At 59.4% G+C, this 17,778-nt stretch carries 22 protein-coding genes; 9 read left to right on the forward strand and 13 right to left on the reverse strand.

All coding sequences use genetic code 11. The annotated features are described in order from the left end of the window. The first annotated feature begins 172 nt into the window (after window positions 1–172). Window positions 173–997 carry a hypothetical protein gene (locus tag NO878_RS14020; RefSeq protein ID WP_256406591.1) on the forward strand — a complete coding sequence of 275 codons (825 nt, stop codon included), beginning with the start codon at window positions 173–175 and terminating at the stop codon, window positions 995–997. Window positions 998–1,510: 513 nt separating this feature from the next. On the opposite strand, the gene NO878_RS17195 is transcribed toward NO878_RS14020, so the two are convergent. Together NO878_RS17195 and NO878_RS17200 are read right to left on the reverse strand one after the other, a co-directional pair. Beyond that, on the reverse strand, window positions 1,511–1,975 hold the full coding sequence (locus NO878_RS17195; protein ID WP_343218065.1) for a DUF3592 domain-containing protein: 465 nt from the start codon (window positions 1,973–1,975) through the stop codon (window positions 1,511–1,513). A 24-nt stretch (window positions 1,976–1,999) separates the two neighbouring features. Beyond that, window positions 2,000–2,221, reverse strand: a complete 222-nt coding sequence (locus NO878_RS17200; RefSeq protein WP_343218066.1) for a DUF3592 domain-containing protein — start codon at window positions 2,219–2,221, stop codon at window positions 2,000–2,002. A gap of 346 nt (window positions 2,222–2,567) precedes the next feature. Here NO878_RS17200 and NO878_RS14030 point away from each other — a divergent pair, with 346 nt between their 5' ends. From NO878_RS14030 to NO878_RS14040, 3 genes are all read left to right on the forward strand, one after another. After that, window positions 2,568–2,771 carry a hypothetical protein gene (locus NO878_RS14030; RefSeq protein WP_256406592.1) on the forward strand — a complete coding sequence of 68 codons (204 nt, stop codon included), beginning with the start codon at window positions 2,568–2,570 and terminating at the stop codon, window positions 2,769–2,771. A 68-nt stretch (window positions 2,772–2,839) separates the two neighbouring features. Then, window positions 2,840–4,228, forward strand: coding sequence for a DUF6498-containing protein (locus NO878_RS14035; RefSeq protein WP_256406593.1), 1,389 nt, complete (start codon window positions 2,840–2,842; stop codon window positions 4,226–4,228). A gap of 272 nt (window positions 4,229–4,500) precedes the next feature. After that, the gene (locus NO878_RS14040) at window positions 4,501–5,550 is read left to right on the forward strand and encodes a hypothetical protein (protein ID WP_256406594.1); all 1,050 of its coding nucleotides are present in this window, start codon (window positions 4,501–4,503) and stop codon (window positions 5,548–5,550) included. Window positions 5,551–5,893: 343 nt separating this feature from the next. Here the strand turns inward: NO878_RS14040 and NO878_RS14045 are convergent, their stop codons facing one another. Genes NO878_RS14045 through NO878_RS14055 form a run of 3 tightly spaced genes read right to left on the reverse strand, consistent with a single transcriptional unit; the run spans window position 5,894 to window position 9,180 of the window. Next, window positions 5,894–6,496 carry an ArsR/SmtB family transcription factor gene (locus tag NO878_RS14045; RefSeq protein ID WP_256406595.1) on the reverse strand — a complete coding sequence of 201 codons (603 nt, stop codon included), beginning with the start codon at window positions 6,494–6,496 and terminating at the stop codon, window positions 5,894–5,896. A gap of 2 nt (window positions 6,497–6,498) precedes the next feature. Beyond that, window positions 6,499–7,971 carry a S8 family serine peptidase gene (locus NO878_RS14050; RefSeq protein ID WP_256406596.1) on the reverse strand — a complete coding sequence of 491 codons (1,473 nt, stop codon included), beginning with the start codon at window positions 7,969–7,971 and terminating at the stop codon, window positions 6,499–6,501. Between the two features lie 30 nt (window positions 7,972–8,001). Beyond that, entirely contained in the window at window positions 8,002–9,180 is a 1,179-nt protein-coding gene (locus NO878_RS14055; protein ID WP_256406597.1) for an ABC transporter substrate-binding protein, read from the reverse strand. Between the two features lie 332 nt (window positions 9,181–9,512). Between NO878_RS14055 and NO878_RS14060 the strand changes: the two genes are divergently transcribed. After that, window positions 9,513–9,641: a hypothetical protein gene (locus NO878_RS14060; RefSeq protein WP_256406598.1), complete on the forward strand. Its 129-nt coding sequence runs from the start codon at window positions 9,513–9,515 to the stop codon at window positions 9,639–9,641. Between the two features lie 145 nt (window positions 9,642–9,786). On the opposite strand, the gene NO878_RS14065 is transcribed toward NO878_RS14060, so the two are convergent. The 4 genes from NO878_RS14065 to NO878_RS14080 all read right to left on the reverse strand — a co-directional run bounded on the left by NO878_RS14065 (window position 9,787) and on the right by NO878_RS14080 (window position 11,453). Further along, a complete protein-coding gene (locus NO878_RS14065; protein ID WP_256406599.1) occupies window positions 9,787–10,194 on the reverse strand; it encodes a PIN domain-containing protein in 408 nt (135 codons plus the stop codon). Then, the gene (locus NO878_RS14070) at window positions 10,191–10,439 is read right to left on the reverse strand and encodes an antitoxin VapB family protein (protein WP_256406600.1); all 249 of its coding nucleotides are present in this window, start codon (window positions 10,437–10,439) and stop codon (window positions 10,191–10,193) included. Before NO878_RS14070 ends, NO878_RS14065 begins: the two co-directional genes overlap by 4 nt. An 83-nt stretch (window positions 10,440–10,522) precedes the next feature. Further along, window positions 10,523–10,780, reverse strand: coding sequence for a hypothetical protein (locus NO878_RS14075; protein ID WP_256406601.1), 258 nt, complete (start codon window positions 10,778–10,780; stop codon window positions 10,523–10,525). Window positions 10,781–10,835: 55 nt separating this feature from the next. Further along, window positions 10,836–11,453, reverse strand: coding sequence for a tyrosine-type recombinase/integrase (locus tag NO878_RS14080; protein WP_256406602.1), 618 nt, complete (start codon window positions 11,451–11,453; stop codon window positions 10,836–10,838). A 622-nt stretch (window positions 11,454–12,075) separates the two neighbouring features. On the opposite strand from NO878_RS14080, the gene NO878_RS14085 reads away from it, so the two are divergent. Then, complete coding sequence (locus tag NO878_RS14085) at window positions 12,076–12,438, forward strand: hypothetical protein (RefSeq protein WP_256406603.1); 363 nt, start codon at window positions 12,076–12,078, stop codon at window positions 12,436–12,438. Between the two features lie 239 nt (window positions 12,439–12,677). Here NO878_RS14085 and NO878_RS14090 read toward each other — a convergent pair whose 3' ends face one another. Further along, window positions 12,678–13,433 (reverse strand): E3 ubiquitin ligase family protein, encoded by a 756-nt coding sequence (locus NO878_RS14090; protein ID WP_256406604.1) that lies wholly within the window; start codon window positions 13,431–13,433, stop codon window positions 12,678–12,680. 821 nt (window positions 13,434–14,254) lie between these two features. Between NO878_RS14090 and NO878_RS14095 the strand changes: the two genes are divergently transcribed. Further along, window positions 14,255–14,401, forward strand: a complete 147-nt coding sequence (locus NO878_RS14095; protein ID WP_256406605.1) for a DUF7837 family putative zinc-binding protein — start codon at window positions 14,255–14,257, stop codon at window positions 14,399–14,401. A 457-nt stretch (window positions 14,402–14,858) separates the two neighbouring features. On the opposite strand, the gene NO878_RS14100 is transcribed toward NO878_RS14095, so the two are convergent. From NO878_RS14100 to NO878_RS14110, 3 genes are all read right to left on the reverse strand, one after another. After that, window positions 14,859–15,182: a DUF7521 family protein gene (locus NO878_RS14100; protein ID WP_256406606.1), complete on the reverse strand. Its 324-nt coding sequence runs from the start codon at window positions 15,180–15,182 to the stop codon at window positions 14,859–14,861. Further along, window positions 15,182–15,523 (reverse strand): ArsR/SmtB family transcription factor, encoded by a 342-nt coding sequence (locus NO878_RS14105; protein ID WP_256406607.1) that lies wholly within the window; start codon window positions 15,521–15,523, stop codon window positions 15,182–15,184. The genes NO878_RS14100 and NO878_RS14105 overlap by 1 nt, the downstream gene beginning before the upstream one ends. A gap of 104 nt (window positions 15,524–15,627) precedes the next feature. Then, the gene (locus NO878_RS14110) at window positions 15,628–16,764 is read right to left on the reverse strand and encodes a hypothetical protein (RefSeq protein WP_256406608.1); all 1,137 of its coding nucleotides are present in this window, start codon (window positions 16,762–16,764) and stop codon (window positions 15,628–15,630) included. A 369-nt stretch (window positions 16,765–17,133) separates the two neighbouring features. On the opposite strand from NO878_RS14110, the gene NO878_RS14115 reads away from it, so the two are divergent. Beyond that, on the forward strand, window positions 17,134–17,403 hold the full coding sequence (locus tag NO878_RS14115) for a type II toxin-antitoxin system HicB family antitoxin (protein WP_256406609.1): 270 nt from the start codon (window positions 17,134–17,136) through the stop codon (window positions 17,401–17,403). A 3-nt stretch (window positions 17,404–17,406) separates the two neighbouring features. Further along, window positions 17,407–17,658 (forward strand): type II toxin-antitoxin system HicA family toxin, encoded by a 252-nt coding sequence (locus NO878_RS14120; RefSeq protein WP_256406610.1) that lies wholly within the window; start codon window positions 17,407–17,409, stop codon window positions 17,656–17,658. Window positions 17,659–17,778: the final 120 nt, after the last annotated feature.

Here is a 17,778-nt window from a genome sequence, read left to right on the forward strand (position 1 = left end):
TGTATGCAAATCTCTTGAAGCAATCCAGATAGATGAGCGCTGTCTCATACATTCAACAGGTGGTTCAGCCACTCATCGGATATCCATCATAATCGATGTGACAAGTACAGAGGGTACGCCCCTTGGTTTGGGTTAGAAAGGCTAGTTAGCTTAGAGGTCGTCAACACCCAGTATGAAGCGTCGTCGAGTCCTCGCGACGCTTGGCACCGCCGCCTTTGGGTCTATAGCCGGTTGTGCTGGGGAACCCGACCGGGGCAGTGACGAGAGTACACGCACCGACGAGACGACCACGCCCACGCGGACGGATCCCGGGCCACAGCGACTCGCCACGGGCGAGTCCACAACGGTCGCTGATGGGGTGTCGGTTACGGTCGCGGACCCGAGGGTGCAGAGTTCCATCGTCGCGTACAGCTCGCAGTTTCTCGCCGTTCAACGGGAGGACGGAATCCAGTTCGTCGTCGTCGCCGTGAACGGAGACATCGACTTCGAGCCGTCGTCGTTTGTCTTGGAACGTAACGGGGTGGTCCGGTCGCCGCCGCAGACCCAACAGTACGTTCGGAGCGTCACACGGGAGTGTGGCGGGACGTGTATCGGGGTGCCCGTCAAGGCCGAAGCCGCGGAGTCCGCTGCCATCGCGTACCGGCCGGACGGCGAAGTTCGCGCGGTATGGGAACTCGACGATCCGACCGTCGCCGCGTTCCCGCACGTGCCCGATCTGCGCCTCCAGAACGCGATCATCACGGAGCAGAACGGCGATGTCGGGGTCGAATTCTCGGTCGACAACGTCGGGGAGAGAAACGGGATCTTCTTGGGGCTCATCGCCCCTGCGTGGCTGGCCGATGCCGGAGAACCGGTCGGCTTCATCGTTCCTCGAGGCGAGACCGTGACAGAGACCGTCGTCCCGAGCGGGATTCAGCGACTCAGCCCCGACGAAGCCGGCTTCGCGACTGAGCCGACAGCCGACACTCGGTACTTCGAGATCGGGGCGGACTCCTAACCGATGTCTTCGGTATCCAACGAGCGCTCGGGTGAACTCCCGCCGTCGATTCAGTTGGCCCCGATAAGCGGACACTCAGCCGACCGCAGACACCACCTGTACCGGCCGCGCCGTTCACTACTGACGGATTCAAGTAGTTCGGTGTACGCTCGCTGCTGTCGACGACCGCTGCTTACCGGTGATCCTGAAGCAGCGGTCTCTCGCTGGTTGGCTGGTGGGTTCGATCCACCGAGCCCACACGCGACGGTTACCAGGTACGCCTCAGCTAGCCGTATAGCGGAGGTGGACGGCGACGACCGTCATCCCTGCGGCGATTACGAACGCCTATCCGGTCAATCGGACGCGTCGGCCGTACTCGGGCAACCCGTCGCGGCTCGTCCCGAGTATCGTGACGAGCCGACTCGGATGCGTGAACGGGCTCGGCGGCGTCGGATCGGGGAGCCGCCGTCGTAGCCGCCGGTACTGGCTGAACGACCAGATGCCGTACAGACACAGCGAGAGGATCATCCCGACTCAGAAGCCGGCTCCCGCGAGCAGTGGGAGTCCGACCGGGCCAACCAGGTCGGTCTGCACCGAGCTGTCGGGGAGGCTCAGGATACCGAAAAACAGCCCGATCATCGAGAGCCAGAACGCCACGAAGCAGACGGCCCATAACCGTTTCGACAACCAATAGAGGGTCTCGCCGTGTCGTTCGACCCACGTTCGGGACGGCGGCGACCGCACTTCGCTCGCCGGGCGGAGTTCGTGCTGTCCCGGGTGCTTCGGTCCCAGTCCGGCGAGTACGACGATACACAGCAGAACGCCCCCGACGGCAAACGCTCGCGACGGCCACGGGGTCCGCTCCCTGATCAGGTACGCGTCGCCCGGGGCGGACGGCCGGACGTACGCTTGGACGGTCGTTCCCGGCCCATACGACCGAACGATGGACTGCGCTTGCGACCGCTTCGAGTAGGCGCGAACGGTCGGACCCGGGAACACCTGATCGCTCGTGTATGTCTCGGCCTAGTAGTCGTACGTGTACTCGATCTCCGGTTCGTAATCGATGCCTCGGCCGGCGTCAAGTCGCTCCACCTGCGCACTGTCGACCGTTGCTTGGACCGTGACAGCGTTGTCGATCGCCTGTCCCTGCTGGACGTAACTGTACCCACCGGCTCCAACGAGGGCAGCGGCGAGGACCAGCAGGTACACGCTCTTTCGTGAGAGGTGGAGAGTCGTGATTCTCACGGGGAGCTTCATTTCGAGCGCTGGTATGGCAACCGAGCAGTATGAGAGTGGTGTCTGCCGCACACGTATCCGAGGGATAGAGTGCGAGCGACAGCCTCGTTCTTCGGCGTGACAGAGCGTAACGAGATTCCACAGCGATACCTCGGATTCGGTGGCTATCCCGATTTGGGTGACTCCAGACTGCCGGTCGTAGCCCCGCCGTTGCCGCACTCGCTACACTCCCCGTTGCCAGCCTTGGTACCGACGTTCGTGTGACCGCTGAGACACCGGCGAAGAGTCTAGCACTGTTGCCGTTGGAGATATCCGACAGCAGTATTCTTGTGGACTGCCTCGATACACCATAGTGGTGCCATCGCACGTGCCCTCCGAAACGCGCCAAGTGGACTGGACACCGGAGTACGTCGCGACCGTCGTCGGCGTTCTCGCCGTCGGCGCACTCGTGTTTTTCGCTGCGCTCACCCGATCCAGTCCCTCGGTCGACGACGTGACATTCGTCACGTTGGGTATCACCGTTCCGGCAACCCTCGCCTACGAACTCGCCCGTCGGTAGCGATGAGTACCGTCCGCGGCGCCGTCATGAAGCCGAGCAGGATCTCGCGTTCGCGACTCGATTGATATATGCGCGTCCGTCCGCCGACGAGGTGGGAAAGACATCGCGTTGGCAGCGTCGCGGCCGTCGCTAACTTCGTTCCGCTGGTCGGCGTCCTGACCCTCGGCTGGGATGTCTACTCGCTCTTGCTCCTGTATTGGATCGAGGGACTGGTGACGGTGCTACTGGCTGCAGCGAAGGCACTGTTCGCCGAACGCGGCTCGCCGGGAGTTCCAGATATCGAGCCGCTCCACGAACTTCGTGAGAAGCGTGGCGGCTGGCGTCCCACCTCCTGGCTGCCTGCGATCTATCCACGGAACATTCCGTTCGCGGCGTCGATACTCGGGGTGTGGGCCGGCGCCGTCCTCCCGGTGAGTGTCCTCTTCTGGCTGGTGGTGGCCCCGGTGATACGACCGTCGCTTTCCCTGTTCGTCAGCGGTGCCGGACTGGTGGTCACGCAGGGCTACGAGTTTCGGTCAGACTATCTCGCCGAACGGGAGTACACCGAAGTCTCCGCACAAGAGATCCTGCGTGAACCCGTACAGCTCGGTGTCGTGATCCTCACGTTGGGTCTGGTTGCCAGCGCCGGTACGCGCCCCGGTGGCCTGTTCCTCCTTACTGGCATCGTCGTCGTCAAAACGACGACTTCGGTATACCGAGTCGTCACGGATCACACGGAACTCCCGGTGCCAGCCATCTTCGAACAGACCTTCCACGAGGACAACGGCGAACCGCTTCCGGATATCGACGCTCCGGACGGACCCGTTCGCGGACGGGTGTCCGTCGACGCGACGCCGGTTCTCCTCGGCAGCCTCCCGATGGTCGCGTTCGGGTTTGCCCATCGGTCCACGTTCGTCGCCCTAATCGGGCTGACGTTCGCCGTACTCACCGGTGGTTCCGTCTGGCTTGTTCCGTGGCTAGTGTTCGTCTTCGTCGTCGCCGGCGCGCGTATCGGCAGCTACTATCTGCGGTACGGAACGATCGAGTACCGCCGGTACGCAGAGGAGCTCGTAGCCTACGATACCGCACTCGGAGCCGTTCAGTGGACCGCCCCGGTGGACTCGGCGACGTTTTCGATCCGCAACGCGATTCCGAACCGACTGCTCGACACCGGCACGCTGGACATTTCGGGGGTCGATCCCGACGGCCGTAACGCCCAACTCGGCCCGGTTGCCGACCTCGACGCCACGATCGAGACGCTCGAACTCCCGGTAGCGGACCCAACTCGCCCCGAACGAGATTCGGCAGTCATCGCGTCCGGCCTGGTGCTTGCACTCTGCTTTCTCGCCGTTCCCGTCGGTCTCGCCTTCAGCCCGAAAGTCGGCACCGCACAGCTAATCGGACTCTCTATCGGCGTTGGACCGATCTTTCTGCTGCCGGTCGTACTTATGATCTGGGTGGCGCTCAGGCGCATATAACTGACTGCCTGTCGTGTCTACGCACATCCGGACAGATCGTCGGTAGCTCGCGCTATATTGGAGCTGCCTCGTGAGCCACGTTCAGTGATTCTACCCCAACGACTCCAGCGTAGAATTCTATTTTGGAACAGCGTAATCACCCGGCCACTACGCCTGCGTAGATATCACCCCGTTGGGAAGTGCGGTTTTAACTATCCCTGTGGAAGTGGGATCAACTCTTGAGTGGCAGTTCCGTGCGTAGTTTTTTCGTATTAACTTCGAACAGCTATTGTGTGAGCACCCAGCAGAGCGAGCAGAAGGAGGAACAGAGCAGCCCAACTCTTTGGCTCGACGGACTTGCCACTGGGCTTGGATTCGGGTGGCTCACAAATCGGCTTTCGTGGAGCGTGCCACCCTCGTATCTATACGTGGTTGTTACCGTCATTCCCCTCTCCATTTGGAGTGCGGCCTACAAAATATATATTGGTGCTCCTACAGTTTATTCCATCAATCCGTATTTTGTCCTTCAGCCGATTCTCTTGCTGGGTGCGGCTTGGGGGAGTCACACCCTCAAGCGTGATTATGACCAGGTTGTCGCTGATATGAAGATTCCCGACAGAGCAAGTAATCCGAAACCGTTCATCAATATTATCCCTACACGACTCCCTTGGATTTTGTTTGTGATCGCTGCTGGTATCCAATTTCTCCCGGGTGCAAAGGTCACTGATGGTTGGGTGCTGGCAGATTATGTATTCAATTATTTTGTATTTCCATTCGTCTATACTCCAATATTGATCCAGTTTTTCACCGTCTATCTCTCGATACAACTTCTCGCACCGTGGCGTCTCGCCAAGTCGGATGTCGGAATCCACTTCCTTGATCCACAGGGGGTCGGAGGTCTTCGGCCGCTAGGGGAACTCATCAAGAAAGCTTACTACTTTATTGTCGCCGGTCTCGTCGGATACTCGCTCATCACGTATGCACCATTCGTTGACACGTGGGCGGGTCCTCCAGCGACGATAACCAATATTGTGTTCACTAGCGTTTGGCTGATTTCAATCGGAACCGTGGCTTTTGCGGTGTTCGTGCTACACCGATTTATGCATCGAGAAAAGCGCGAAGAGATCCGGCACTTGGAGGAAGAATACCGCTCTCATATAGAGGAGCCGTGGGACGTGAAGCAATACGAGATCCCCGAGGAACATGAAGAGACGGTGACCGATATTGAGGACCGAATCGCGCGAGTAAACGCCACGAGCGAGTATCCAGCTACATTTAGCATCTGGTCACAGTTACTTCTCAGTGTCGCCATCCCAAAGACTTTGCAACTGCTTCTTAGCTGAGATATTCTCATTTACACAAATAATGATTCAGACCTATCCGATCACCTCTTGCGCTTTCACGGTCTCGTAGTCGATTGGAAAGTCAGGATCAGCGAATGCTGTTTGAAGAAGCTTCGACAGGGTATCTACATCACTCTGTGTCTCGTGTCTCGACCCGATATAGAGTCCAAGTGTTCCGCTTCCGGCTTGTCAGCGGCTTTCTCTCTTTGACGCTCTTGGTCTGGATTGGGTTCCTCCTGAGGAGGCATTGCCGCGACGTATCCCCAAGCAGCGAGTTAATCTATGTGACTGAAATATAGCTAGTAAGATCAGGACTACTGCAAATCAGGATTGAACTGTCTCGTCACCACCGACTGAGACGGGTCGCGAGAACGAACAGGAGACCTACGACGAAGACCAGTACGCCGGGTTCAACGATAGTGAGAGCAGTCTCGACGAGGCCGGCTGGTGGTGTCCCCGTACCGGGACTTGACGCCACCAGCGGATCCACGGCCGGCGACAGAACGGAACGCGCGGCGGTCACCCCACCGTGGACGACAACTGTTGCCAGTGCGAGAACGGCAAGCGTTCCGAGGTCACTAGCGAGCGAATCGCGGCTCGACTCCTCGTCGGGTCCGAGGACGACGCAGCTGTCTGTGGCACCCCAAACGGTCATCTCCCGTCCTTTCTCGGAGTAGCGCATTCCAACGGGTTCGATGAGTCCGGCGTCTTCGAGATTCGAGACGTGGTGTGCGACGTTCTGGACGGACGTTTCCACGTCGCTAGTGATGGCCGAAGACGTCGCCGGATCCTCGAGGATACGCCGATAAATGCGACGGCTGGTTCCCGACCCGAGCGCGTCGAGGACATCGTCGCTCTCGTCGCTTCCGAGTGCAACGAACCGCGGAGTCTGATCATCATCTGTGCGAGTAACCGTCCGTGTGATGCGGGTGAGTGGACTTGACATCGTTAGGGAGGGGTGTGATTCACGACAGCGGCGGATACCGTTCCCCGGGGGGTGGTCGGATCCGCCGATCGGTCCGTCGGACGCGGCGCCGGGATAGACGCAGTTTCGGGAGCTTCGGACGACCCTGGTTCGTCACCGAAGACGGCGGCCACCGGCGAGACGCGCCCGTACCCGGTGACGGTGTCGGGACCGTGTTGGCCACGGTCATCCGCCGTTGACGTGAGTCGACGTTCGACCGCTACAGCCGAACGTGATGGGTCAGCGCTCTTGATGAGTGCAGCCGTCGCACCGACGTAGGCCGCCGCCGATGAAGTCCCGGGGGCGTTGAGGCCGTCGACGGCCGAGAGCGAATCGGTCGGCGCGACGATGTCAACACCACGCCGACCGGTCGAAGTCGGTCCCCGCGAACTGTACTCGCTCACATCACCGTCAGGAGTGATAGCACCGACGGCGACGACGCTGGGAGCAGTGGCTGGAGCCGTAAGGCTTCCTCCGGGACGAGTCTGATCGAACACGACTCCGGAGGCTATCACCTCGACCCGTGGCCGGTGTTCGTCGACGTGGGGCATCGTCCGTTCGGGCACGTCGAGAACGAAGTAGTACTCGCCGGAGGAGAGGGTCGCGCCGAGGTACTCGCTTCGATCCCGGTCAGTGCTGATCCGCCGCGACGTTGCGACGAGTTCGGGACCGTCTCGAGTGAATCGATACAGTTCGAGGTTCAGGTCGTGCGGGAAACGTGACCCGTTCCACGTCAGCCACAGTCCGGCGTCGGTGGGCCATCGCGGTTCGTTCGGAACGGGGAACACCCGGTTTCTGACGCCGGCACGGAATCGGTGGCGGCCATCGTCGGTCGGCGCGAGGTTCCCTTGCCAGTGGCTCTGTCCGAAGTTCCCGGCCGAGGCAACGACGACGACGCCGGCTTCACGGAGACGTGAGAGGGCGACCGACACGCGTGCCGTCCCGTCGGCTGATGTCCCCGGTGAGTTGAACGGAGCAACAACGACATCCACATCGTGTTCGATGAACCACGCCGTCGCATCCTCGACGTCGGCCGACGAGTGGGCGACAGCGAGATAGAGCGAGGCATCCGGAGCGAGTTCGGCAAGCGAGAGGGCGACGGCAGTGCCGTGTCTGTTCGCTCCGCCGTTCGCCACACCCACCGAGTCGTCGAACGAGCGTGCGGCAACGACGTGGCCCGCAAGCGCCGGATGGTCGATTCCGAAGCCCGTCACGTCAAGGACGCCGACGGTGACACCCGAACCGGTAACGCCGCGATCGTGGACGGCGGCGATACCCGGCGGGACGGTCACGTTCTCGGCGTCGACGTCCGAATCCTGGCCGCTCCAGACATCCACGATCGTCCCCGACCAAGGCGCCGGCCCGCCGAGGGGCGACGGCCAGACGAGGAGGACGCAGAGACCGAGGACGAGACCGCCCACGAGTGCCCGGTGAGTGAGTCGTCGCAGTCGTGCCATCGTCACGCTCTCCTCCGAGCGAGATGGGACTCAGAACACATCCCGCATGATCTCCCCGTATCGTATGCTCAGGTCATCCGAGAGCGGAAACGTCCTGTACAGCGTCCAGCTGTCGTCCCACCGGATGTACGAGGCAACGTCGTGGCTGAGTTCGTCACCGACGCCCGCCGCCGGGACGGCGCGTTCACGTTCAAACAGTTCGGCCGCTGCCTCCGGACGGGACAGCCAGTTCAGGAGCCGGAGCGCCGCCATCGGGTTCGGCGCGTCGGTCGGGACCAGCTGATAATAGCACTTGTAGACGCTCCCCTCCCGGGGGACGGTGTAGTCGACGGCCAGACCGTGGTCGAACCGTGCACGGTACGCCATCGACTGCCCCATCGTACCCACGACAGCCTCGTCCGACTGAAACTTCTCGATGACTTCATCCCGATACGCCATCGTGACGTCCTGCGCTTTGAGCCGTTCCAACGCGTCGCGGATGGCTTCGAAGTCATCCGGACTCTTCGGATCCTGTCCGGTGTAGAGTGCGACGATGAGCGGGAGGTCCCAGTAGCCGCCGCCGAGGACGACCTCCCCGTCGAACCGGTCATCCCAGAGCACGTCCCACGAATCCGGGCACTCGTCGAAGGCATCGGTGTCATAGGTGAGCGTCGTGAGGACTGCTTCGGTGGGCACGCCGTACGTCTCGCCGTCCTGCCGGTGGACACCGTCACGGAACCGTTCGGGGATGTTCTCCCAAGCTGGCATCATCTCGACGGGAAGCGGTTCGACGAAGCCGTTCTCGACGCCCGCCTCGAGCCATCCCGGCCTAACGTCGACGATATCGATAGCCCGCGTCGGACCGTGAGTCGAATTCAGTGGATTTCCGAGTCGATCCGACACCGGGTCAAGGACGTGGTGGTGGATGGGATTTAATACCGGACTCAGCGCGTCCGTCTCCGCCGGGTGGTAGTCCCAGAGGACAGGATCCTCCCAGTTCCGAAAGGAGATGCCGTACGCGTCCTCGAATCGGCCTTCCGCCCAGTCGAGCCACCGACTGTAGACCGAACGGAGAACGACCCCGTCGGTGTCCGTCTGCGGCGGCCACGAGGAGAGCGATGACGGGGAGGCCGAGTCGCCGCTCCCCAGACAGCCAGACAGGGCCGAGACGGTTCCTGCGCCAATCGTACCGAGGAACGCGCGACGAGAGAGGGCGGGCGTGTCACTCACCTCGGGAGCTGAGCCGCGAGGTGGAGGGCTTCGCGGGGACATACACCTCGAACGTATCAGGATAGGTAATTAACGGCTGGCTATTGTAAGTGCTGATTTTACCACCAAAGCAATCAAATACCTTCTTTCACCCACCGCGAGGGACCTCGTCTGACCAGGATTCACCCCGATTTCCTACCCTTTTCAACACGGTAATCCGGACAGCGACTGAATCAGGCGACTGATTCTCGAGGTATTCCGACCATTACGTGTTAGCAACTCATCTATTTTGCCAGAGCAGACAACCAGCGAGTGTGAACAGACGGTCCCGGACCTCGGGGTGGCCAACGGCGGTGGAACTGTCAGTCTACGCCGCGACTCACGTCCTGACCACCCTCCTGTGGCGCCCCCACGACGTCGGCGTGGCGGTGCCCGGGCTGGACGGCCCGGGTTCAGCCGGGGTCGCTGATCGCCGGACTTGACACTCACGCATCTGAATACTCTAACCCCGAGGTAAGGGCGGTTGTACACCGGGTGTGGAGACTGAATTGTTGCGTCGATGCATCGGACAGACCACGTGGGTCGATCCGAAGTAGATGTGCGCCGCGGAGTGGAGGGTTTCTCCGCTCACACCTCGTCGCCGTATGTGGCGATTTCCAGAACCCCCGCGTCGGCGGCGTCAACATGGTCTGAATCCCGAGAAACGAGTGTGGCCCCGTGTTCGACGGTGCACCCGGCAACGAACGCGTCGACACCATCAAGACGGACGCCTCTCTCTTGGGCCGCGCTCGCGACCTCTGCCGCCCGAAGCATGGTCGTGTCGATTACCGGGAGGATTTCAGCCCACTCAAGACCCTGTTGAACCTCGGTAATCCGCGCTCCTCCGAGCGCCGCGCCGAGGAGGACCTCGCCGTACACGACTGACGGTATAAAATACGTCGCGTCGGGGTGGCTCTCCAGAAATCGCCGGGCGGCGTCCTCCCCCCGTTCGTAATCAATCAAAAACGATGAATCGAGGACAAACCGATTGGTCATTCAGCGCCGTCCCCGCCGAACGTCTCAACAGCCCGCTCAACATCCTCGTCGACCGACTCCGCGACCCGCTCCAGTTCCTCGCCGGCATCGGTTCCGGCAAGGTTTCCGAACCCGGCAAGCAGGTCTCGGTCCTCGTCGATCAATCGCCCCACAACATCATCGAAACTCTCCCCGCCTCGCTTCCGTGCCTCCAGCGCTCGGTAATTTGATTCCGATACTCGGATGTGATGGTCCTCGTCGCTCATGTTAACAAGTTAGTTAACAAGACGGATATACTTATTGGAGATATGGAGAGACCGCCCCGTCGCCGCCTCAGTCGCCCAGGAGCTCACTCCTCACGGCTATCTTCATCACTCCGCCGTACCGTCGACATACCGAACGCCTCGGCGACGGGGTCGATTCGGAATTCGTAATTGGCGTATGCCTTTTCGAGGTGGTTCGGCCCGACGCCTTCGATACACTCCCGGCAAAGCGGGGCCTCCTCCTCGACAGCGCCGACGCCGTCGGCCGCCTCGTATCGCTCGTACACCCAAAACACGGCGTCGTTATCGGAACAGGATTCACACGAAAACGGGTTCTCGACCATACCCGAGGCGGACGCGGGGGTGCTACTTAGAGCCGCCTCCCTCTCGCCCAAGCGGTCACACCTCGATAAGGTGGTCGTACACCCGTTCGGTGGTTTGAATCGAGCGGTGGCGGAGCCGCGAGCGGACGTCGTATAGCGTATTCCCCTCCTCGACGTTCATCATCCGATAGGCGACCGAGTGGCGGAGCGCGTGGGGCGTCACGTCGCTGGGGTCGCCCCTGGAGCCGTCGTGACGGAACGGCTCGACGCCGGCTGTCTCGGCGACACGGCGGAACATTTGTCGAACGCCCTCGGTCGTAATCCGGTCGCTCGACCGCGAGGGGAATAGGGCGGGCGTCTCCTTCCACCGTCGCGCGAGGTAGGAGGTGAGCGTTCGCGTCGTATCGCTCGCGAGCCCGATCCGGGCGGCGCCTGGGGAGTTGTCTGTCGGGTAATCCTTCTGGATATGACCGGGGAGATACAGCGTCGTGTTCTCCTCCCGGAGGTGGTCGACATCGATCGCGACGAGCTCGCCGACGCGGACGCCGGTGTCGTACATGAGCGCGATTATCGCGTCGTCGCGTTCTTGGAGATAATCGGGGCGGGTTTGATACACCGCGGTTCGGAGCGCCTCGACCTGATCGGGCTTGAGCCAGACGCTCGCTTGAATTTGGGAATTCTCGTTTTGTGCCATGTTGCTGGAGCCTCTTTATATACGATAACGGGTTGTGGGCACTTGAGTTTTGGAGTCTATAGAATGAATCCCAAACTCCCCTGAAAAAGCCACACACTAGTAGACGACATCTCCCGGCTGAAAGATCGGGTGTGATTCATCCTCGCCCTCAGTATCCGTCATTCCACGTCCTCCGCTTCAGAATGCGAGTTCTCCTTCGTGAAACCGGCACCTCCAGGTGTTTTGTACTTTCCCCAAGTATTCTCTCTCTTCGGCCATCTCTCCGATTTTACATCACACGGGATGTGGGGGAATTCGCCATCATATGAGCCGAAGTTAACCAACATATCTACCTCAACCGACCCCTGTGTTGGTTAATAATATTTAATGCTCGCGAACGCCCTCAACTCCGGCACCCGCGTCTCCGCGAGTTCTCGCCGAATCTATAATGCATGGATTGGAAGAGTCGGTCTCAACTATTGGGATACTTCGTCGGAGTTCTTGTTCGGTGAGAGGTTTCAGTCGTCGTGCTGAATACACAGCGCAAGTCTTGCGCGTAATACTATCTATCAGAGCAAGCACCTTATGTCAAACAATCTAACTTACAGGAAAATTTATCTGATTGGGAATTACAACTGATAGTATGCATAGGCGAACATATATTTGTTCAATAGCAGGAGTGTCAGTAGTTTCAACACTCGCCGGTTGTACACAAGGAGAAGCGGTATTGCATAAAAAACGGCTCTCTACCACTTCTCCAACTAAAGAGTGGGAAGTGGAATTACAAGAAGGTAATCAAATGCGGCTTGAGGTAGAGAAAACGAATGATCAGTCGGGGCGAATCCATGGCTTTGTCCATCGTCGTGATAACGGAGAGGAGATTGCCAAGACCAGTAGCGATGATCCCGACGATACATTTGAAGTTCCCATCACGGGTACGTATATTATTTCAGTTGACCCACAAAGAACCTCTGAGGGAGAAATAATACTTCGTGATCTAAATTGAATGATTACATATCTTCTTAATCCTAATTTGTTTTTCATAAGGTATTTGAGTTAATGGATTGAACCTATACATCTTGCAGTCGTTCGAATCTCATATCTAAAACCCGACACAGTGGTGGGTGATGAATAGAGGGCGAAAGTCCTGCACGATGGCCTGCTCACATGGCGGGCGGAGAGAATTGTTCGATAAATGAATATAGAGAACACGCTTGTCGACTACTCGTTACAGACCTAGCTATATCAGAGGGGTATCATCTGTAAGCCGATGTCAGAAAATTCTAGTTGCCCGAGCAATACGAGCGCCAAGATACCACCCACCGCGAGTGCGGCCAGACCGAGTATCAAAGACGAGAGGCCACCGCCAATGTACCGCACGATCGTCCGGGTCTCTGTCGTATCGGAGATCGAAAACGTGTCCGTCTCACCACCGTCACCGATGTAGCACCGTTCACTGCCAAGACCGTCTCCCTGGGCGTCACGCTTCTGGCCGAAGACGTGTACGTGTTCTCCGGGCGGCAGTAGTCCTTCGTACCGCTTGCTCGTCGAGGCATCCACTGGTCCGATATCTATCTCGGAGCCTCCCGAGACCTTCTCCACGTCCAGCGAGACGGTCGCCCCGTCCGGATCGACGGCCACACTCCCAGTCTCGTCAGTCACGTAGAACGGTTGCGCTTCTGTGCCGCTATCGACGGTCTCCCATTCGGTTCCTTGGTCGCCGGTCCGGTTTTCCTCATGCACCTGGAGTTTGTACTCGTGGACCACCGCCGGCGTGTCGGTGTATTTTGTGGTGAGCAACTCGTCTTCGAGTTGTTCGACTTCCCCCTGAACCTCAACAATACCGTTCTCGTACTCGACGTCACCTGCATTGATCGGGTCGCTCTGCCAGATGATCCACCCTCTCTGTAGCTTCCCCAGCGCTTTGTAGGTGATGTACGCACCGATGACAACGAGGGCGAGCGCTGCGGCACCGACGACGGGTTGTGGGATTTCAGCCATTGTGACCACTGACTTGTTTGATCCGATAATTACGCAATAAAAATATAACATCTTTTTGTTTAAAACTTTGGACAAGGTAATGCCTTCTCTATGTGGTTGAACACCTGCTAGAGGAGGCCGTTTGATCGACTTTTTAAGCGAGCAGCGCGGGATGCGCCCAGCCTCGTGGGCCGAACGGACGACTTGCGCGTCGCTCGTTTAACGAAGCGAGTGCTGCAAAAAAAGTCGTAATGTGCGCGTAATTTGCCTAAAGTCCAATCTAATTGGCTTATTGTGGCAAACAGCGATCCTGCGTGCTGAATAGTTCCTCTAGGCCTTGTTTAGACGCGGTGTAGACCATCCGCTATGCCCATTGCCTCAAGGACAGGTTCGAGGTAAGAAGCACTCAGTGACGGATTGTATTCTCCCAATAGTACTACCGACCGGCGTCTTCAAGAGCGTCTAAACAATGCTGATCCTCTATATTCAGCAAGGGCGTCGTCTCAGTTGCCGAGAATTTCGACAAGACTCCCTACTCAGGAATCTCGTAGTAACAGAAGTCTGTTGCACTCCACGCTGGGTACGAGTCAATATCCAGAGAGACAGTCAGTCCACAGTAGCGACACTCAACGATGACTGTTGACTCGGTCTCAAAGAGTACTCAAGTTACCGTCCAGAGACCCATCATCTGAAACTTAGCCCCAAGTGAATTACTTTTAGCGGCTAAGCGGAATCCACCGATAGTAGTGCGTCGTCAATACGGTTCCACACAAGGCTTACACCGGATCATTATCCTACGTCCGATTGGAAGGGACTTGTCACATGCTCTCTTCCCTCCCCTGATGACCGATGATCCAACGCTTGGAAGCTGTCCGAAGTGTGGTGAGGGACTCGCTGCCGCACACGTCTTGGTCGAATACGTGAAAGACGGGGCGACTGTTCTCTGGGCAGAGTACCCGATTTGTGACAAGGTCGTGAATCCTCAGTAACGACTCACAGTGACAGCGATAATGTCCGTAGTTACCCCACGTATCCAGACTATAGTTCGATTTGTGGGTTAACCAACGAGGGCAAGTTGGACTGAAATCAATAGGCCGACGATAGACGTCCATCTGACTGAGATATGTACCACCGATGAGAAAGCACCCTCTACGATGTCCGGAACCGCCTACGGCACCGGAGCATCCAGACGACGGAGCGGGTCTACGATCATTTCCTAGGTCTGACCTTGCGAAAACATCGATCCACTGGATAGCACCGATAAATCGTATATCGGTATACAAAATCAGATATGTGACTCTGTTGAAATCCTATTCTTCAGACAGATATGTACCTGAAACAGCCGATCGATGAGAACTGCGAACTGATTGCTAGGTCTGGCACGGATGCGAGTGAGATATCTCTCATCAAAAGCAGTGGCGGTCTCAGTTCTCCGCAGACGCCGAACTACCGATTCGTCGCAATCTGCAAGGAGTAGGCGATACACACTAGCCCGGCGAGTTGGGTCAGCCTGACGAGGAGGCGAACGACGTTCTGGAGGTGGATTGGGATGACGCGAAAGGCGAGTAGTCCCTGTCCGCCGATCGCGAGCGTGTACGTGAGTCCGAACAGCAGTATCATGCCGACCGAGAGCCAGCGCATCGACCGCTCGTCGTTGCGTCGAAGTCCGCGATACGCATGATAGCCGATGTACAGCCCGAGTATTGCCGAGGCCGTCGCCGCAATCCCCGCAAGCAGGCCAACGGGGGACCCAAGTCCGACGACCGACATCAGAACTTCCCCCACAGGCGCGTCAGTTGGTCGGCGACGTCGTCGCTATCGCGGTCGAGCGTCCAGTGTAGCTCGCCGTCGCGGACCGTGAGTTCGAATCGGTCGAGCCGGGAGACGTACACCGTCTCGTGGTGGCCGTCTGACCGCGGTCGCATCCGCTCGCCGACGAGGTCGGCATCGGTCAGCCGGTCGAGTCGCCGGTATATCGGCGACGTAGAGACGCCACAGCGCTCGCTGAGTTCGTTGGCCGACAGCGGCGTGTCACTGGTCGCGGCCAGAATCGCTCGCACGTGCTCGTCGTCGAGCAGTTCGACGACGGTCGCGAGGTCCACGTCGGCCATCTTTCCCTCAGACGTCATCCGAGTCGTACAAACATTCTGGATTTCATGCGCAATACCCTGCGAGAGCCACCGCCGGCCCCCGAGCGACCGCGTCGCGAGGTCAGTCATCGCTCTCCCTCCAAGTCGAAATCGAAGAGCGTCCAAAAGTGAGAGCCACCAATAGAGTAAACGAGCGTCAAGCCCTCCGCGTTTGGATGCTCAGTGAGGTCGACGACGGTTTCCGACCCCGGCGAAACGGTGTCCGCGTCCGTCCAGAGCGGCAGTTTCTCGACTTCGCCCGCGTCGTCGGGGCTGTCGACGTCGTAGTAGAGCTGACTCGCACGGACCGACTCGCCCGCTTCGTGGCGGAACGTGAGAGTCGCCGCGTCCGCGTCGTGGACGCCGCCCCACGTCACTTGCGGCAGGTCGTACTCGGGCGGAATATCGCCACCCGACCCGAGTGGGACGCGGGTTTCGGCCGTCGCGAGCGACCCGTCTATTTGAACGTCGAACGTGTCAGCCTCCGCCGTGAACCGATAGCTGTGTTCTTGGATCCCGGTCTTCAGTGCCGATTCCGTCGGCGCGGAGCCGTCATCATAGTGGTAGTAAAGCACCTGATACGCCGTGTCGTCGTCGAATCTGAACGCATCGGCGAGCATGGCCGGTCGGCCTGTCGGATCGTGGATGTCCGTGTTCACGATGAGATGTGCGTTCCCACCGGCCGCCGTGGTCAGCCGGTCGAATCTGGGACTTTCCTCGTGATATCGGGGTCGGTCGCCCTCACCGGCGTCGACGAGCGCTTCCAAATGCGGGCTCTCGTGTCTGTTCACGCTCGTCCACACGATAGCGGAGTCGCCGACAGCGACGCGTCGCGGAACGTCGGACCGAGAAAGAACGGTGTAGCCGCGATACTCACCACGGGGTTCGTAGCCGCTGTCGACGAGGGCCCGTGTAACGCTCTGGCGGTCGAACGACGCCTCGATGACGGCCCCGAGGCTGGAGTCGAGAAGTCGGTCGTAGTTCTCGAAGCCGATGCCAAAGTAGTCGACGTCGGCCTTGCTGTACGCTCGCCGCGCGATGAACTCCTCGGGGGCACCGGGTTGGGGACTGATCGGCTGCAAGGCGACGAAGGCGTACGGCTCGACTGACCCCTCGATGCTCGTCGGGGCGGGGAGCCACCGGCGGTACGCGGGGTCGTCGCCGGCCGGAACTCCGAGACGCCCGTAGCGCTGATTGTTGCCGAGCGGCGGAAGACTGGACAAACAGCCGGCCGACAGGGACGTTACGAGTGCCGCACCACCCATGGAGAGTATCCGGCGGCGCGTTCGATTAGTGGAGGACCGATGTCGTTGCGGGGGCATGCTGCAGTTCGACTCTCGATGCCGACCGTGGTATAAACCACCCTTCGACCGCGGGGACGTGCAGGCCGTCGCCGGATTTTTATATCAGACCGGGTCGATATCGGGTTACTTCTCCAGCGCCAATCGCACGTTCAGCTCTCTGAACAGTACGAAACGGTCGGTTAGTCTGTCGATTCGTGTTGCCACCGTGCTTCGTAGCTGCGACTGGGACCGTCGTCGATGCCATCTCCGCCGAACGCTTATACGACCAGTCGCACAATACTGAGTACGATGGCCAGTTCGACTCAAGACGGCAACGGTCACGACGGCGAGATCCGTCTCTGGCAGGAGGGCGACTGGTGGATCGCAAAGGACGTGGAAACGGGCGTCACGACACAGGGCGAGTCCAGGGCGGCAGCGCTAGAGAACCTCGACGACGCAGTGGCGCTGGACGACGGTCAGCATGGCCGTTCACCGACCGACGAGGAACTCCGCGCGGCGGGAATTGATCCTGCCGACAACACTACGGGTGAGCGGGAACCGCCGGACGTCCTCGACTAATCGATGGACCGGCGAACGTTCTCTGGGATGGAGGTGGTGAAGGTGCTGGTGAACACGGGCGGGTTCGAGTGGCGTCGAACAACCGGCGACCACGCTCAGCTGTACTACGAACACCCAACGAATGAGACCGATCGCCGACAGGTGACTATCCCACTACATGACGAACTCCGGACTGGGACGCTTCGCGACATCGCCGAGAGTGCCGGAGCAGACGATTTTGATGCGTTCTGCGAGTGGATCGACCGGAACGCCTAAGGGACAAATATCAGTGGAATCGTTGTCTCGGTGCCGAGTATCGAACAGATTTCGGGGCGCGTCTTGATACACGGCGCGCATCGGTCACAACCCGTTCAAATGTAGGCGAGACACACTACT

Origin of the sequence: Haloplanus ruber, assembly GCF_024494725.1 — an archaeon.
Taxonomy (GTDB): domain Archaea; phylum Halobacteriota; class Halobacteria; order Halobacteriales; family Haloferacaceae; genus Haloplanus; species Haloplanus ruber.

What these genes read in the sequence shown, in the direction of transcription:
- NO878_RS14020 (WP_256406591.1), top strand. Translation starts at nt 173, where the DNA reads ATGAAGCGTCGTCGAGTCCTCGCGACGCTTGGCACCGCCGCCTTTGGG.
- NO878_RS14035 (WP_256406593.1), top strand. Translation starts at nt 2,840, where the DNA reads ATGCGCGTCCGTCCGCCGACGAGGTGGGAAAGACATCGCGTTGGCAGC.
- NO878_RS14045 (WP_256406595.1), bottom strand. Translation starts at nt 6,496, where the DNA reads ATGTCAAGTCCACTCACCCGCATCACACGGACGGTTACTCGCACAGAT.
- NO878_RS14050 (WP_256406596.1), bottom strand. Translation starts at nt 7,971, where the DNA reads ATGGCACGACTGCGACGACTCACTCACCGGGCACTCGTGGGCGGTCTC.
- NO878_RS14065 (WP_256406599.1), bottom strand. Translation starts at nt 10,194, where the DNA reads ATGACCAATCGGTTTGTCCTCGATTCATCGTTTTTGATTGATTACGAA.
- NO878_RS14070 (WP_256406600.1), bottom strand. Translation starts at nt 10,439, where the DNA reads ATGAGCGACGAGGACCATCACATCCGAGTATCGGAATCAAATTACCGA.
- NO878_RS14075 (WP_256406601.1), bottom strand. Translation starts at nt 10,780, where the DNA reads ATGGTCGAGAACCCGTTTTCGTGTGAATCCTGTTCCGATAACGACGCC.
- NO878_RS14080 (WP_256406602.1), bottom strand. Translation starts at nt 11,453, where the DNA reads ATGGCACAAAACGAGAATTCCCAAATTCAAGCGAGCGTCTGGCTCAAG.
- NO878_RS14085 (WP_256406603.1), top strand. Translation starts at nt 12,076, where the DNA reads ATGCATAGGCGAACATATATTTGTTCAATAGCAGGAGTGTCAGTAGTT.
- NO878_RS14090 (WP_256406604.1), bottom strand. Translation starts at nt 13,433, where the DNA reads ATGGCTGAAATCCCACAACCCGTCGTCGGTGCCGCAGCGCTCGCCCTC.
- NO878_RS14095 (WP_256406605.1), top strand. Translation starts at nt 14,255, where the DNA reads ATGACCGATGATCCAACGCTTGGAAGCTGTCCGAAGTGTGGTGAGGGA.
- NO878_RS14100 (WP_256406606.1), bottom strand. Translation starts at nt 15,182, where the DNA reads ATGTCGGTCGTCGGACTTGGGTCCCCCGTTGGCCTGCTTGCGGGGATT.
- NO878_RS14105 (WP_256406607.1), bottom strand. Translation starts at nt 15,523, where the DNA reads ATGGCCGACGTGGACCTCGCGACCGTCGTCGAACTGCTCGACGACGAG.
- NO878_RS14115 (WP_256406609.1), top strand. Translation starts at nt 17,134, where the DNA reads ATGGCCAGTTCGACTCAAGACGGCAACGGTCACGACGGCGAGATCCGT.
- NO878_RS14120 (WP_256406610.1), top strand. Translation starts at nt 17,407, where the DNA reads ATGGACCGGCGAACGTTCTCTGGGATGGAGGTGGTGAAGGTGCTGGTG.